Source organism: Solidesulfovibrio magneticus RS-1, assembly GCF_000010665.1.
In the GTDB taxonomy this organism is placed as follows: domain Bacteria; phylum Desulfobacterota; class Desulfovibrionia; order Desulfovibrionales; family Desulfovibrionaceae; genus Solidesulfovibrio; species Solidesulfovibrio magneticus.
The window spans coordinates 1943942-1958235 of the sequence record NC_012796.1; the positions used below are offsets into that span (position 1 = coordinate 1943942).

A 14294-nucleotide genomic window follows, 5' to 3' on the forward strand; every position below is an offset into this window, starting at 1 on the left:
GCATGGCGGCCTCCTGGCTGTTTTTCTTTGAAGCAAACTTGATGCCATGGCAGAAGCCCTGGCAATGTCTGAAAGTATAAGGCCTTGGATGGCAAAGGGAAGCGGCGTCGCCACAAGCGACGGTTTTGTCCGACATTTTTGTCTGTGCAGTGGGGCAAAGACGGCTTGGCAGGGATGGAGTCGGCCGTCAGGGTAAGGCCGGGATCGTGGGGTTTGGCCGCGCTGCCGCGAGGGATGGTCGGCGAAGACCCGGCGAGGCAGCACGGAGATGGTAAAGCCGCTCGGCTGCGGGGTGAGGAACCGGCCAGGGTCCGGTGAGGCTGTACACGGTTGGGAGGTCAAAGGAAAGCGCGTAGACGCAGAAGCGCGAGGCGTTGCCGGCGTAGCAGAGCCGGAAAGGGGTGTTGCCGCCAAAGGGCGGGTCGGCCTCGTGACGGCCTGGGGAGCGGTTCGGGCTCAGCTCAGCACGGACAGGGCCTGGTCGAGATAGGAACCAATGGCCTGTTTGGCCGGTTCGGGCAGCTTGCGAAACTTGAGCCCCAGTTCCAACCGGCGGCCGGACAGGGAGACGCGCTTGACTACTCCGGCCAGGGCCGTGTCCGGGGATTGGCCGAAAAGGCCGCAGCGCAACAGCACGTCGTCGTCTATGGCTACGGCCGGGGCCTTGGTCGGCGTGGTCTCGGGCAAGGCGGCGGAAAACAGGCAGCCGGAGTGGCTGAGGTCCAGGACCATGCCCGCCAGATCGGCCCCGGCCACGCAGGCCTGGCCCGGCAGACAGCAGGCCACCCGTGGATGGCGGCGCAGGTCGTGGGATTCGAGCTTTTTGGGAAAGGTGAAAAAGACCAGGGGAAAGGGAATTTGGATAAACCGGATGACCTGGGTGGAAAAGCCCACCACCGTGCCTTCGTGGAGATAGCGCACAATGGCCGTATTGTCGGGATACAGGAGTTGGTAGAGGGCCTCACGGCCGGTGTCCGGTACGGCCGGGGCCTGGGTGACGACGAAACGGCCGCGCACGTGGCCCACGCAGACCGTGGCCAGCTTGTCCGGTAACCCGGACAGTTCCAGGATGACCTTGGCCCCCGGCGGGCAGTGGAAGTGGTTGAGGTCCGGGACGCTCATGACGGGCTACCGCCTTCGGAAACAGCCCCGGCAGCGCCGTTTTTGGCCAGAAAATCACGGTACTTGCGGGCGGCGTCAAACGCGGGGTCCAGGGACAGGGCGGTTTCCAGGTGGCTGACGGCCCTGTCGATATGCCCGGATTCGGCCAGGGCGCGGGCGATGTTGAAATGCAGATTCTCGTCAGCGTCGTTGTGTTCCAGGGCCTTGCCGTAAAAGGCGATGGCCTCGGTGAAGTGCTTTTCCTTGCGCAGGCTGATGCCGAATTCGTTGAACAGATGGCGTTCCTGTTCCTGGAAGATGGCGTCGTTGCTCATAAGCCGGCGCATGGCCGCGGCCAGCTTCTTGCCGTCGCCCTTGTGCATGTGGATCTTGCCAAGCTCGATGTTGGCCTTGGGATGCTTCTCGTCCAGGAGCAGGGCCTTGCAGAATTCCTTTTCCGCCGCGTCCAGGTCGTCATCGGCCAGGTACTTGTCGGCCTGGGCCAGCTTTTTTTTGAGCGAATCGACAAAGGGCAGGCAGCGCTTCTCGTAATATCCTACTTCAGGAGTGTAGTTTTTGATGAATTCGCCCTTGGTGACGACAGCCAGCGGCCCCGAGGGGATGGAATTGGCGTTAAGCGCCTGCACTACATATTCGTCGTCCTCGGTACGACGCACGAACCACAGGGTTTTTTGTTCATAGGTGCGGGTCGTGGCCCCATGGCCGGTGCCCGCCGCCTTGACCAGGGAATACACGCCCAGGATGCGGCAATGGGCCAGTGGGTTCTCGTCGTGTTCCTCATCCTGCTCGGGAACGGCCGTCATATCAGTGGACACGATGCAATCCATGGGGTCGGGGCGATTCGACCAACGAAGACAAGTGTGAGTCGAAGAAATTGCCGGGTTTTCCAGGCGAATGCGGAAGATTAGCAATCATGCGGCAGCCTGGTCGGGCGAAAAGGCCCAACTACAACAGTAACCGACTACACCCGGTCAGGCGTCTTGTCAAAACAAAGGCGACGCCGTGTCGAAACAAGCGCCGCCCCTGTGGAGTTCGATATTGACTAACTGATTGCCTGTTCGCGTCGTGTCCCTTCCGCCTGTCGTATGGATGCACCGGATCCGGTTGGTCCCACAGGTTGGCCGGGAACCGAGGGACGGTCCCAGCCCGCCGGCCTAGCAGCCCTCGCCACCGCCGCCGCAACAGGCCTTGCCCAGACCCTTGCGTCGGCTTTTGAGCTTGGACAGGTCACCCGCGCCGTAGACCTCGGCCAGGGCCGATTCCACCAGACCCGAGCATTCGTAGGGCAGCACCCCGGAATCGGCCAGAACCTTGCGCGGTGTCTCGCCGCAGGCGGCGATGAGCACGGCCCGGCAATCCAGAAGAAGCTTGGCCATGTCGATCCAGCGCTTGGTACCGCCGCCCGGTTCGGGCGCGTAGCGGTCCTCGACAAAGACGAAGTTGTCGCCGTCCTGTTTCCAAATCTGGAACTTGTGGGCCTCGCCCAGGTGCATGTTGACGAGAAGCCCCTCGCGGCTGGCCACGGCGACGTAGGGCCGCTTGGCCAGGTCCACGCCCGGCAGCGCCTTGGCGCAGTCGCCGAGGATGCCGGCCATCTCGCCCGAGAGGTCCTTGCCCAGAAGCCCCACGGCGTCGGCCCGGCAACGCTTGCAATGGGTCATCTGGGGCACCACGTCCTTGGCCTTTTCGCGCAGGTTGTGGATGAGCTCGTGGGTGGGGGCGGGCACGTCGGCAAAGGGCGTGTCGGCCACCGGGAAGATGGGCATGATGTTTTGGATGTCCACGCCAAGCTCCGACAGGGTCTTGGAGACCTCCAGCACGTGATGGTCGTTGACGCCAGGGATGACGATGGTGTTGGATTTGACGATGACGTCGTGTTCCTTGAGGATCTTAATACCTTCGAGCTGGCGGGACAGCAGCAGGGCGGCCGCGGCCTCGCCCCGCAGGATGACCTTGCCGTCGCGGGCCCAGGAATAGACCTTGGCCCCGATTTTCGGGTCCACGGCGTTGACCGTGACGGTGACGTGGGTGACGCCCAGTTCGGCCAGGGTCTTGGCGTGGGCAGGCAGGGCCAGGCCGTTGGTGGACAGGCAGAAGAGCAGATGCGGGTACTTGTCCTTGAGAAGCGCGATGGTCTCGATGGTCTCGGGATTGGCCAGGGGGTCGCCCGGGCCGGCGATGCCGACCACGGTGATGCGGGGTTCCTTTTCCAGCACCTTGTCCATGTAGAGCAGGGCCTGGGCCGGGGAGAGCACGGCGCTGGTGACGCCCGGGCGCGATTCGCTGACGCAATCGTACTTGCGGTTGCAGAAGTTGCACATGATGTTGCACTTCGGCGCGATGGGCAGATGGACGCGGCCGCAGGTTCCGGCGGATTCGCGATTGAAGCACGGGTGCTTGGAGAGGTCCTTTTCGGTGGTCATGATCGCGCTCCTTTAGAGATAGCCGTAACCCACGGCGCTGTCTTCCTGCTTGCGTTCCAAGACGACGTTGACGAGTCGGTCGAAAAGTTCCTGGGTTCCGCCGTAGGCCACATGGCGCATCCGCTGGCCGCCGAAGCGGTCGTGGATGGGGAACCCCACCCGCATGAGCGGCACGTTCCAGGCCTTGGCGTAGGTGTAGCCCTTGCTGTGGCCGACCAGCAGATCCGGGGCCAGATCGGCCGCCTGCTCGGCGATGTCGTGGAAGTCCACGCCTTCGCGCGCCTCGGGCGGTTCGGGCAAGAGCCCCTCGGTCACGGCGGCGAGCTGGGCCTTGAAGTTCTTGCAGGTCGCGCCGGTGGCGCACAGGATGGGCTTGACCCCGATCTCGGCCAAAAAGGCCGTCATGGCGATGACCAAGTCTTCCTCGCCGTAGACGATGGCGCGCTTGCCGGCCACGTACTTGTGGCCGTCCACATAGGCGTCCACCAGCCGGCCGCGCTCGTCCTGGTACTTCTTGGGGGTGGGCACGTCGGTCAGCTCTTCCAGGGCGGCGAAAAAGGCGTCAGACTCGCGGATGCCGACCGGGATGCCGACCCGGAGGTTCTTGACGCCAAAGCGGCGTTCCAGGTTGGCCCCGGCCGATTCGGCAACATGGTCGGCCCGGCCGCATTCGATGGACCCCAGGGCCCCGGACATGGCCCGGATGTCGGCCAGGGTGGTGCCGCCGGCCGGGAGCTTTTCGTAGTCGAGCAGGGCCGGCCGGTCCATGGAGTCGGAGATGTCCGGCAGGACCGTGGCGGCCACGCCGAAGTCGGCCAGGATGTCCTTTAAGTGCCGCAGGTCGGCCGGCGACACCAGGCCGGGCATGAGGTTGACCCGCCGCTGCGGCTCGGCCTTGACCTGCACGAGCTGGGAAGCCAGGGCGGCCACGGCGGCGTGCCAGCCTTCCATGTGGGTGCCGGAGTAGCTCGGGGTGGAGACATGGACGATCTCGGGCAGGGGCAGATCGCTGAACTCCTTGCGAAATTCCGCCAGCAGCCGGGGCACGTCGTCGCCGATGGTCTCGGTCAGGCAGGTGGTGGCCACGCCGACCACCGACGCGCCGTACTTGCTCATGACATTGAGGATGCCCTTTTTAAGGTTGGGCCCGCCGCCGAAGACGGCCTGCTTTTCGCCCAGGGCCGAGGAGGCGATGTCCATGGGCTCGCGGAAATGGCTGATGATGTAGCGGCGCATGTAGGTGGCGCAGCCCTGGGAGCCGTGCAGGAAGGGGATGGCCCCTTCGACGCCCCGAAAGGCCAGGGCGGCGCCCAGCGGCGTGCACAGCTTGCAGGCATTGGTGGTGGAGACGTAGGGCGAGTCGCTCATATGGCCTCCTTCTTGGCGGCTTCGGCCTTGGCCATGGCTTCGCGGCGGGGGACGAACCGCCAGATGGGGCTGGTGGCCGAGGCGTGGACCTCGCGGGCGAAGTTGAGCATCCCGACAAAGCCTTCCAGGGCTTCCTTGCGTTCGTGGTTGTGGTCGCAAAAGCCGACCCCGAGCTTGTGGGCGATGGGCCGCTCCTTGACGCCGCCGACAAAGAGATCGACGTCGAGTTCCTTGACGAACTTGGAGAGTTCCAAGGGGTTGGAGTCGTCCACGATGACCGTGCCCGGGTCGCAGATGGCGGCCAGCTCCTCGTAGTCTTCCTTGGTGCCGGTCTGGGAACCGACGAGCACCACCTTCATGCCGAGGTGCCGGAAGGCCTTGATGAGCGAGAAAGCCTTGAACGCGCCGCCGACGTAGATGGCCACCTTCTTGCCTTCGAGGTCCTTGCGGTACTGTCCGAGCTGGGGCAGCAGCACCGAGAGTTCCTCGCGCACCACCTGCTGGGCGCGTTCCATAATGCCCGGGTCGCGGTCCTTGAAATGTTCGGCCACGGCGTAGAGGGAGTCGGCCATGTCCTCGATGCCGAGGTAGGACGCCCGGATAAACGGGATGCCGTACTTGTCCTGCATCATCTTGGCCAGTTCCATGGTGGCCCCGGAGCACTGCACGACGTTGAGGGCCGCGCCGTGCGCCCGGCGGATGTCGTCCACCCGGCCGTCGCCGGTGATGTTGGCCACGGTCTCCACACCCATGCGCTTGAAGTAGTCGCGGATGATCCAGATCTCGCCGGCCAGGTTGAAGTCGCCCAGGATGTTGATGGAAATGGGGCTGATGTCGGAGGTGTCGCCGGAGCCGGTCAGGGTGAACATGGCCTTGCAGGCGGCGGTGTAGCCCTCGCGCTTGTTGCCCTTGAAGCCTTCGGACTGGACCGGGATGACCGGGATGCCGGTTTTTTCGGCCACGTCGCGGCACACGGCGGCCACGTCGTCGCCGATGATGCCCACGATGCAGGTGGCGTAGACAAAGGCCGCCTTGGGCTTATGGCGTTCGATAAGTTCGAGCAGGGCGGCCTTGAGCTTTTTCTCGCCGCCGAAAATGACGTCCTTTTCCTGGAGATCGGTGGAAAAGCTCAGGCGGTGCAGTTCCGGGCCCGAGGACAGCGCGCCCCGGATGTCCCAGGTGTAGACGGCGCAGCCGATGGGGCCGTGCACCAGGTGCAGGGCGTCGGCGATGGGGTAGAGCACCACGCGCGAGCCGCAAAAAACGCAGGCCCGCTGGGACACCGCCCCGGCCAGGCTGTCGCGGTTGCAGGCCAGCTCGAAGGGCCCCTCGCCGGTACGGTGGATCTGATCCCGCCGCTCCTCGAAAATCGCCTGTTCCATAACGCTCCTTTTCCTGTCGCCAATTGTCAGGACGATCGTGACTCTACAAGGAGCGTGCCAGATTGCAATATATTGATTTTATTGATCGATAACGCTGGAAACTGTGCCTGGAAACAAATTTGTCGCAGACTCCCCGACAGAATTGTAGACCGAGCGCGACCTTTGTCGGAAAAATGCGCGTGCATGACCAAAACACGTTTTGCTCGGCCGGCTCTTCCTCAAACGGCCTGTTTCGCAGCTCAATCGACTCATTCGTCGGGTTTTTCAGGCCGCAAGAGGCTGGAATTGGTCTTCTGTCTGTTTTGACACAACCAGGCAAGGCGTCTACACGGCCCGAAAGCGTCGGCGCGCAGCCGGCCATGCCCCAGGAGGAAATGACGATGCTTCACGATATGCGCCTTTTCCGGGAAGCCTGCCTCATCAACGGCCAGTGGACGGCGGCCGATAACGGCGAGACCGTGGCCGTGGACAACCCGGCCACCGGCGAAATCTTCGGCCATGTGCCGCGCTGCGGCCGCGAGGAAACCCGCCGGGCCATCGAGGCCGCCCACGCAGCCTGGCCGGCCCTGCGGGCCATGACCGCCCTGGAGCGGGCCGACATGCTCCTGCGCTGGCATGACCTCATCTTGGCCAACAAGGACGATCTGGCTAAGCTCATGACCCTGGAGCAGGGCAAGTCCCTGGCCGAGTCGGCCGGCGAGATCGGCTACGGCGCGAGCTATATCCGCTGGTTCGCCGAAGAGGCCCGCCGGGCCTACGGCGACATCGTCCCCGCCAATGCCCGGGGCCGCATGATCCTCGTCACCCGCGAACCGGTTGGCGTGTGCGGCGTCGTCACGCCCTGGAATTTCCCCATGGCCATGATCGGGCGCAAGGTCGGCCCGGCCCTGGCCATGGGTTGCCCCACGGTCGTCAAGCCTGCCTCCCAGACGCCGTTCTCCGCCCTGGCCCTGGGCGAACTGGCCATCCGGGCCGGCATCCCGGCCGGCGTGGTCAACATCGTCACCGGCAACGCCCGGGCCATCGGCGCGGAACTCACCGAAAACCCCACCGTGCGCAAGGTCAGCTTCACCGGCTCCACCGAGGTCGGCAAGGCGCTCATGGCCCAATGCGCCGGGACCGTCAAAAAGGTCTCCATGGAACTTGGCGGCAACGCGCCCTTTATCGTCTTCGACGACGCCGACATCGACGCCGCCGTGGCCGGAGCCATGGCCAGCAAATACCGCAACTCCGGCCAGACCTGCATCTGCGCCAACCGCTTCCTCGTCCAGGCCGGCATCCACGACGCCTTTGTTAAGCGGCTGGTGGAAGCCGTGGCCGGCCTGTCCGTGGGCAACGGCCTGGACCAGGGCGTGAACCAAGGCCCGCTCATTGACGGCAAGGCCGTGGCCCGCATGCACGCCCAGGTGGCCGACGCCGTGGGCAAGGGCGGCCGGCTGGCCCTCGGTGGCAAGGCCCATGCCCTGGGCGGCAATTTCTTCGAACCCACGGTCATCGCCCACGCCACCCCGGCCATGGCCTTTGCCAGGGAAGAGATCTTCGGCCCCCTGGCTCCGGTATTCCCCTTCGAGACCGAAGCCGAAGCCATCGCCATGGCCAACGATACCGAATACGGCCTGGCCGCCTACCTCTATACCCGCGACATCGGCCGGGCCATGCGCGTGTCCGGGGCGCTGGAATACGGCATGGTCGGCGTCAACGAGAGCCTCATCTCTTGCACCGAAGCGCCGTTCGGCGGCGTCAAGGAAAGCGGCGTGGGCCGCGAAGGCTCGCGCTACGGCATGGATGAGTACTCGGTGATGAAGTATACCTGCCTGGGCGGCTTGGCGTAGGCGGGGAGGCAATGCCTCGGCCCCCAAACCGTGAGGGTCCGGGAGGGGGTACCCCCTCCCGGCCGCCGGAGGCGTCACTTTATCCCCGGTTCTACTTTCCGCGTTCCCGGCACCACGCCGCAACAGCCCGGGCTATGGCTCGGGCTGTTTGCGTTTGGCGGGCCTGGGTGAGAAGCGCTTGTTCCTCGGCCGGGTTGACGATGACGCCGGCTTCCACCAGCACGGCCGGTATGGTCGCGGCGTGGAGCACGGCCAGTCCGTCGTAGCGGTAGACGCCGGCAATGGGGTCCACGATGGGGCGGCCTTCGCCCGGGATGTCGGCGGCGTGGTGGGAGCTGAAGGGCAGGCCTGAGGCGGCAAGCTCCCGGCCCACGGCCCGGGCCAGGGCCAGGCTGGCGGCGGCCTCTTTGTTGCGCTGGGAATAGAACACACCGTAGCCGGCGAAGCGGTCGCAGACGCGACGCGGCCTGCCGTCGATGACGGCCGTGGTGAAAAACTGGGGTTGGGCGGAATCGTGGTGGATGGAGATGAGCAGGCCGGCTTTGGCGGCGTTGGCTCGTGCGGCCCGGCCGGCCGGAGGCAGGTCCGTGCCGACGGGATCAATGAGAAGGGCCTTGCTGAAGCCGGCCTGGACCAGGGCGTCCTTGACCGCGGCGGCCAGGCGTTTGTTGAAGGCGTATTCGGGCTGTCCCGAGGCGCTGGTCGCGCCCGGGGATTTGGGGCCGTGGCCGGCATCGATGGCCACGATCAGTTCGGCCGGTTTGCAGCCGGCCCGGGCGTTTCCGCTCAAGCCCGCCAAGGCGACGAGGGCTGCCAGGAGCAGGACGGAAAACAATCGACATGACCACCGTGCCGCGCCCATCCCATAACCCCCTTTCGGGAGGGGCCGGGAGGGGCTGAGCCCCTCCCGGCCGCCGGAGGCATTCTTCGCCTTCCTTCTTGCCTAAATCATCTTGCCTTCGCTGCGCAGGGATTCCTTGAGGCCGGCGTCGAGGAGTTCCTCGGGCGAGGCCAGCAGGTGGTGCAGGAAGTCGCTGGTTTTTTCGCTGAGCCACGGGTCGCGGGCCAGGGCTTCCACGGCGCGCTGGCGTTCGGAGCGCTTGTCGCCGGGCATGGACTTGTCGGCGGCCAGCGCGCTTCGCAGGAACTGGAAGTAGAGGCTCGCGCCGAAGACCGAGGCCTTAGGATCAAGGCCGACGAACACCCGGTGCAGATCGTCGCGGGTGCGTTCGGCGGCCACGGCGGCCAGGAAGTGGAAGGGCGAGCCGCCGCAGGTGAGCGCGGCGAAGAAGTAGCGCACCTTGTAGAAACGCTTGCCCGTGGTAAAGGCCTGCTCCAGGTCGTCGGCTGTGCACACGCCTTCCACGCAGCTCGTGAGTGACCGGCGGTAGGGCAGCTCCATGGCGGCGACGATGGTCTGCCAGAGCATGTAGACGTTTATGAGCGTCATGATGAGAATGCTGCTGCTGCGCAGGGTCGGATTGACGTCGCTGGCCCAGTTGAGGAACAGATAGATAAAGATGAAGATGAAGATGAGGTATTTCGCGCCGCTGACCATCATGTGGGGGATGGAGCCCATCTTCCAGTGCAGGCGAATGACCAGGGCGATAAAGACGATAAACATGATCGTCTGGAAGTATATGCTCATGTCGACTTGGGCCAGTTGCTCCAGCATGTGCGTCTCCTTGGCGTTGCGGTGCGCGCGCGTCGGCGTGGCGCGTCCGGGCCGACCGCCGGCCCGTCGCGCGGGACAGGGGAAATCTTTTCCGTCTGTGTACCTTCGAGGCCGGGCCTTGGCAACGGTCGAGGCCGATCTTACCGCCTGCAAATCGGCCCGGCCAGTCGCCTCAAGCCTGGGCCAGGTGGTCTTCCACGGCCTGGATCTTGGCCGTCAGCCGGCCGGCCGGGCCGGTGCGCCAGTCGATGCGCACAGCCACATGAATGCGGGAACAGTCCTTTTCCAGTGCTTCCTTGCAGCGGGTGACCACGGCCAGCACCTCGTCCCACTCACCTTCGATGCTCGTGGACATGGGCGAAAAAACGTAGGGCAGGCCGGATTCGCGCACGATGCGAATGGCCCGGGCCACATAGGCGGACAGGCTGTCGCCCTTGTCCAGGGGAAAGATGGAGAAATCGAGAATGGCGCTCATGGGGCGTCCTCCTTGGTTGGGGTTGGCGTTTCGACGCGCACGGTGACGGCGTGGCTGCGGCCCTGGTCGTCGGTGACGGCGAAGCGGTGCGCGCCGGGAGTGGGCCGCCAGAACAGCCGGCCGCCGGGCGGTCCCTGGGCGGCCAGTTCGCCGTCCACGTACCAGGACAAGCGGGTGGTGGCGGCCGGGGCGTCGGCGGACAGGGTGATCTGCTGGAAGTCGGCCGGAATGTCGGGGCGCACGGCATAGACCGTGGCCGGGCTTGGCGAGACGATGCGCGGACCGGCTCCGGCCGTGCCCAGGCAGTCCGGGGCCAGGGGCGGGGGCGACTCGAAGGGGATGCCCGTCGACCGCCACCAGGACACGAGTTCGCCCGGATACTCCGTGACGGCGGCGGTGGTGGCCTCGTGGCCGGCGGCGCAGTCGGCGGTGAGGCGCTCGCCGGTCTTAGTGTCCACCAGGGTGCGGCGGTGGATCGGGCAAGGGGTCAGGCGGCTGCGGCCGGGGATGATGGTGGCCGGCACGCGCCGGGGGCAGTCGGGGCCGGGCAGCTCGCGGCTGTCGGCGCAGACCTCGATGGTGGCCAGATTGAGTCCGGTCCTGGCCGCCGGCCGCGAACCATAGGGTTCCAGCGCCCGGAACAGCTCGAAAAGGATCGGCCCGGCATGGACCGCGCCCGAGATGCCGGCCACGGCTCGGCCGTCCATGTTGCCCACCCACACGCCAATGGCGTAGCCGGCGCTTATGCCCACGGCCCAGGCGTCGCGGTGGCCAAACGAGGTGCCGGTCTTCCAGGCCACCTGGGGCACGGCCAGGGCGCGCTCCCAGGAAGTGGGCAGATCGGGCCGTTCGACCCGGGTCAATATTTCGGTGGTCAGCGCGCAGGCCTCGGGGGAAAAAAGCCGCTCGGCCCTCGCGGCCGGGGCATTGGCCAGAAAGACGGGCGGCCGGAACCGGCCGTCGTCGGCCAGGCAGGCGTAGAGGTTGGTCAGGGAGGTCAGCGTGGCCTCGCCGCCGCCAAGGATGAGCGAAAGCCCGTAGTGGCTGGCCGGCTTGTCCAAGGTCGTCAGGCCCCCCCGGCGCAGGAGGTCGAGGAAGGGGGCCGGGCCGACGTCGTTTAAAAGCCGCACGGCCGGGATGTTCAGCGAAGTGATGAGCGCCTGCTCGGTCGTCACCCGGCCCCGGAACAGGCCATCATAGTTTTTGGGCGTATAGCCGCCAAAGCCGGTGGGGATGTCGAGCATCTGGCTTTGGGGAAAGACGCGGCCCTGGTCCATGGCCATGGCGTAGAGGAAGGGCTTTAAGGTCGAGCCGGGCGAGCGGCGGATGGTCGCGCCGTTTATCTGCCCGAACCGGGCGTCGCCGAACCAGTCCACGCCGCCGACCATGACCCTAACCTCGCGGCTGGCCGGTTCGATGACCACGGCGGCCACGCTGCCAAGGCCCTGGGCGGCCAGCCAGCGGGATCGGGACCGCAGCACGTCGGTGGCGGTCTTTTGGGCGGCCGGGTCCAGGGTGGTGTCGATGCGCGGGCTGGGGCCGGCGGCCTCGCGGGCCATTTGGGCGAAATGGGGCGCGGCGAACGGGAGTTGGGCCAGGCGCGTGGGCACCGGGGCGGCGGCGGCTTCCCTGGCCGCTTCGGAGGTGATGACGCCGCGCCGGGCCATGGCGGCGAGAAGCTTGTCGCGGGCGGCCTTGGCCGCTTCGGGGCGGCGCAGGGGATCAAGGCGCAGGGGCGAGCGGGGCAGGACGGTCAAGAGCGCGGCCTCGGCCAGGGACAGCTTGTCCGGCGTCTTGCCGAAATAGAGGGTGGCGGCCGCGCCCACGCCCACGATGTTGCCGCCGTAGGGGGCCATGTTGAGGTAGCGCTCCAGGATGGCGTCCTTGCCGAGCTTGCGTTCCAGGGCCAGGGCGGCCAGAGCCTCGCGCCATTTGGCGGCCAGGGTGCGCTCCTTGGGCTGGGCCAGCCGGGCCAGCTGCATGGTGATGGTGGAGCCGCCGGAAACGACGTGGCCGGCCGCGAGATTAGACAGCGCGGCGCGGCCCAGGGCCAGGGGATCGACGCCGGGGTGGCGGTAGAACCGCTTGTCCTCGGCGGCGAGGATGAGTTTCGGCAGGATGGGGGCGACGCCGGACAGGCGCACCGGAAAGCGCCAGGATTCGTCCGGGGCGAGATAGAGGCGCAGGGGCTGGCCGTTACGAGCGGCAACGACCGTGGCCGGCGGCGGCGACAGCGCGGCCAGGGGAAAGGGCGGCCGGGCCGTGGCCGCAAAAAGGGCCAGCCCGCCAGCCAGGGCGGCAAGGAGCAGCACGGCCGCGGCCACGGCCGCCCGTCGCCGCCAGCGGGGCGGGCGTGAAGCCGTTGCGGTCATGGGATCAACCCTGGTGCGCGGCGCGCAACTCCCGGAGATTTTCGAGCAGGTCGAGCATGTCGAGCTGCATGTGGACACGGCAGGTGAATTCCTCGACCTCCACCGGCTTGACCAGGAAATCGTTGGCCCCGACCTTGAGGAAACGCACGGTCTGGCCGCCGCCCTCGGCCGAAACGCCGATGATGGCCAGGCGTTCCTTGGACTTTCCGGCCCGCAGTTCCTCGATGAGCCCGAAACCGTCGAGGTTGGGCATGTTGTAGTCGGTGATGACCAGTCGCACGTCGTCGTTTTGGGCCAGGGTTTCCAGGGCCTTGCGGCCGTCCTCGGCTTCCAGGACGGTGATGTTGAGATTGCGCAGCAGCCCGGTCAGCCGGGCGCGGAACAGTTTGGAATCGTCCACGACCAGGGCCCGGACGAACTGGTTCTTGTACAGCCGTTCGATGAGGCGTTCCATGGCCTCCATCTCGGCCATGGACTTGATGAAATAATCGACCACGTTTTCTTCAAGCAGGATTTTGCGCACCTCCTCGGAGAAGCTGGCGGTCATGACCACCGAGGGGATGCCGAGACTCTTGGCCAGGGGCACGATGCGGCCCTCGGGGTCGTCGGGCAGGTTGCGGTCGAGGATGGCCACGAAGATGGAGTCGCGCCGTTCGGTCATGGCCGCTTCGGCTTCGGTGAAGCTGTGGGCCACTATGGTGGGAAAGGGCGTGCGGTCGGCGATGTGCTGGAAGATGATCTTGGCCTGGACGCGGCTGTCCTCGACGACGAGAACGTGGCGATGGTCGGTCATGCTGCTGCCATCCTTGACGAGGGTATGATCCTGTCTGGATACGGGATGGCGGCTGCTCTGGCAAGCCGGACGGCGCGTCTGCGTATCGCGTTGTCCCGGCGGCGGCGAGGGTCCCCTTTACGCCAAGTCGGGGGTCCGGGGGCCTGAGGCCCCCGGCCGCCGGAGGCATCTTCTCTTATTCTTACCAATGTCGCGACATATACGGCTGCATCTCGCGTTCGAAGGTGGCCGGGTCGGTGGTGGAGACGGTGGGGGCCACGAAGGCGGTGGGCGACAGGCCGGCCATGGCCCCCACCGTGGCATCCATGGGCAGGGTGCGGCTGGACGCGGCGATGATGTTGTTGTTTCTGGCGTCGATGACTTCCAGGTTGAAGCGCACGCCGCCCGGGGTGACGCTGTAGGTGCCGGCCAGGACCAGGGTGGCCGTGGCCCGGGTGGTGGCCAGGGCCTTGGTGTCGCGGGTGAGGACGAATTCGCCCTGGCTGCGGCTGAAGATGATGTCGCTGGCCTTGCGGATTTCCTGGACATTGTAGCCCAGGCCCACGAAGGCGGCGTAGAGTTCCTGGCCGAAAAGGCGCGACAGGGGCGAAGCCCGCTCCAGGTTGTTGAGGTCGGCCGGGGTGGTGATGACCAGCCAGTAGAGTCCCCGGCTGTTGGTGGGGGTGCCCATGCCCAGGCGCGGGCCGAGCTGGCGGTCGAGGTCGGCGGCCATGGCCATGGCCACGTCGGGATATTGGGGCGGCGGCGGATTCTTGCCGGAACCGCACAGGGCGCCCATGAGCAGCGGCGACAGCAGGGCCGCCAGCAAAAGGGGCAAAAGGCTGGTTAAGCGTGTAAGGCGCATGGCGGACT

The 14294-nt window shown here is 66.2% G+C and carries 12 protein-coding genes; 1 reads left to right on the forward strand and 11 read right to left on the reverse strand.

Annotation, left to right across the window (positions count from 1 at the left end; all coding sequences use genetic code 11):
* Positions 1 to 456 precede the first annotated feature (456 nt).
* The 5 genes from DMR_RS08195 to nifE form a co-directional block, all read right to left on the reverse strand.
* Positions 457 to 1122, reverse strand: a complete 666-nt coding sequence (locus DMR_RS08195) for a PilZ domain-containing protein (protein ID WP_015860438.1) — start codon at positions 1120 to 1122, stop codon at positions 457 to 459.
* Positions 1119 to 1937 (reverse strand): tetratricopeptide repeat protein, encoded by an 819-nt coding sequence (locus DMR_RS08200; RefSeq protein WP_232502894.1) that lies wholly within the window; start codon positions 1935 to 1937, stop codon positions 1119 to 1121. Before DMR_RS08200 ends, DMR_RS08195 begins: the two co-directional genes overlap by 4 nt.
* Before the next feature lie 339 nt (positions 1938 to 2276).
* Complete coding sequence (locus tag DMR_RS08205; RefSeq protein ID WP_015860440.1) at positions 2277 to 3545, reverse strand: radical SAM protein; 1269 nt, start codon at positions 3543 to 3545, stop codon at positions 2277 to 2279.
* Between the two features lie 12 nt (positions 3546 to 3557).
* Positions 3558 to 4913, reverse strand: a complete 1356-nt coding sequence (locus DMR_RS08210) for a nitrogenase component 1 (protein ID WP_015860441.1) — start codon at positions 4911 to 4913, stop codon at positions 3558 to 3560.
* Positions 4910 to 6295 carry a nitrogenase iron-molybdenum cofactor biosynthesis protein NifE gene (gene nifE, locus DMR_RS08215; protein WP_015860442.1) on the reverse strand — a complete coding sequence of 462 codons (1386 nt, stop codon included), beginning with the start codon at positions 6293 to 6295 and terminating at the stop codon, positions 4910 to 4912. Before nifE ends, DMR_RS08210 begins: the two co-directional genes overlap by 4 nt.
* A gap of 380 nt (positions 6296 to 6675) precedes the next feature.
* Here nifE and DMR_RS08220 point away from each other — a divergent pair, with 380 nt between their 5' ends.
* Positions 6676 to 8127 carry an NAD-dependent succinate-semialdehyde dehydrogenase gene (locus DMR_RS08220; RefSeq protein ID WP_043600320.1) on the forward strand — a complete coding sequence of 484 codons (1452 nt, stop codon included), beginning with the start codon at positions 6676 to 6678 and terminating at the stop codon, positions 8125 to 8127.
* Between the two features lie 91 nt (positions 8128 to 8218).
* Here the strand turns inward: DMR_RS08220 and DMR_RS08225 are convergent, their stop codons facing one another.
* The 6 genes from DMR_RS08225 to DMR_RS08250 form a co-directional block, all read right to left on the reverse strand.
* The gene (locus DMR_RS08225) at positions 8219 to 8917 is read right to left on the reverse strand and encodes an N-acetylmuramoyl-L-alanine amidase family protein (protein WP_232502895.1); all 699 of its coding nucleotides are present in this window, start codon (positions 8915 to 8917) and stop codon (positions 8219 to 8221) included.
* Between the two features lie 153 nt (positions 8918 to 9070).
* The gene (locus DMR_RS08230; protein WP_015860445.1) at positions 9071 to 9802 is read right to left on the reverse strand and encodes a hypothetical protein; all 732 of its coding nucleotides are present in this window, start codon (positions 9800 to 9802) and stop codon (positions 9071 to 9073) included.
* A gap of 172 nt (positions 9803 to 9974) precedes the next feature.
* Positions 9975 to 10277, reverse strand: a complete 303-nt coding sequence (locus tag DMR_RS08235; protein WP_015860446.1) for an MTH1187 family thiamine-binding protein — start codon at positions 10275 to 10277, stop codon at positions 9975 to 9977.
* A complete protein-coding gene (gene pbpC / locus DMR_RS08240) occupies positions 10274 to 12649 on the reverse strand; it encodes a penicillin-binding protein 1C (RefSeq protein ID WP_015860447.1) in 2376 nt (791 codons plus the stop codon). Before pbpC ends, DMR_RS08235 begins: the two co-directional genes overlap by 4 nt.
* 4 nt (positions 12650 to 12653) lie before the next feature.
* Positions 12654 to 13442: a response regulator gene (locus DMR_RS25685; RefSeq protein ID WP_015860448.1), complete on the reverse strand. Its 789-nt coding sequence runs from the start codon at positions 13440 to 13442 to the stop codon at positions 12654 to 12656.
* A gap of 181 nt (positions 13443 to 13623) precedes the next feature.
* Positions 13624 to 14286 carry a FlgO family outer membrane protein gene (locus DMR_RS08250; protein WP_015860449.1) on the reverse strand — a complete coding sequence of 221 codons (663 nt, stop codon included), beginning with the start codon at positions 14284 to 14286 and terminating at the stop codon, positions 13624 to 13626.
* Positions 14287 to 14294 lie beyond the last annotated feature (8 nt).

Bases quoted from the DNA above. Each gene is read 5' to 3' on its own strand.
- DMR_RS08195 (WP_015860438.1), bottom strand. From the start codon at position 1,122: ATGAGCGTCCCGGACCTCAACCACTTCCACTGCCCGCCGGGGGCCAAG.
- DMR_RS08205 (WP_015860440.1), bottom strand. From the start codon at position 3,545: ATGACCACCGAAAAGGACCTCTCCAAGCACCCGTGCTTCAATCGCGAA.
- DMR_RS08210 (WP_015860441.1), bottom strand. From the start codon at position 4,913: ATGAGCGACTCGCCCTACGTCTCCACCACCAATGCCTGCAAGCTGTGC.
- nifE (WP_015860442.1), bottom strand. From the start codon at position 6,295: ATGGAACAGGCGATTTTCGAGGAGCGGCGGGATCAGATCCACCGTACC.
- DMR_RS08220 (WP_043600320.1), top strand. From the start codon at position 6,676: ATGCTTCACGATATGCGCCTTTTCCGGGAAGCCTGCCTCATCAACGGC.
- DMR_RS08230 (WP_015860445.1), bottom strand. From the start codon at position 9,802: ATGCTGGAGCAACTGGCCCAAGTCGACATGAGCATATACTTCCAGACG.
- DMR_RS08235 (WP_015860446.1), bottom strand. From the start codon at position 10,277: ATGAGCGCCATTCTCGATTTCTCCATCTTTCCCCTGGACAAGGGCGAC.
- pbpC (WP_015860447.1), bottom strand. From the start codon at position 12,649: ATGACCGCAACGGCTTCACGCCCGCCCCGCTGGCGGCGACGGGCGGCC.
- DMR_RS25685 (WP_015860448.1), bottom strand. From the start codon at position 13,442: ATGACCGACCATCGCCACGTTCTCGTCGTCGAGGACAGCCGCGTCCAG.
- DMR_RS08250 (WP_015860449.1), bottom strand. From the start codon at position 14,286: ATGCGCCTTACACGCTTAACCAGCCTTTTGCCCCTTTTGCTGGCGGCC.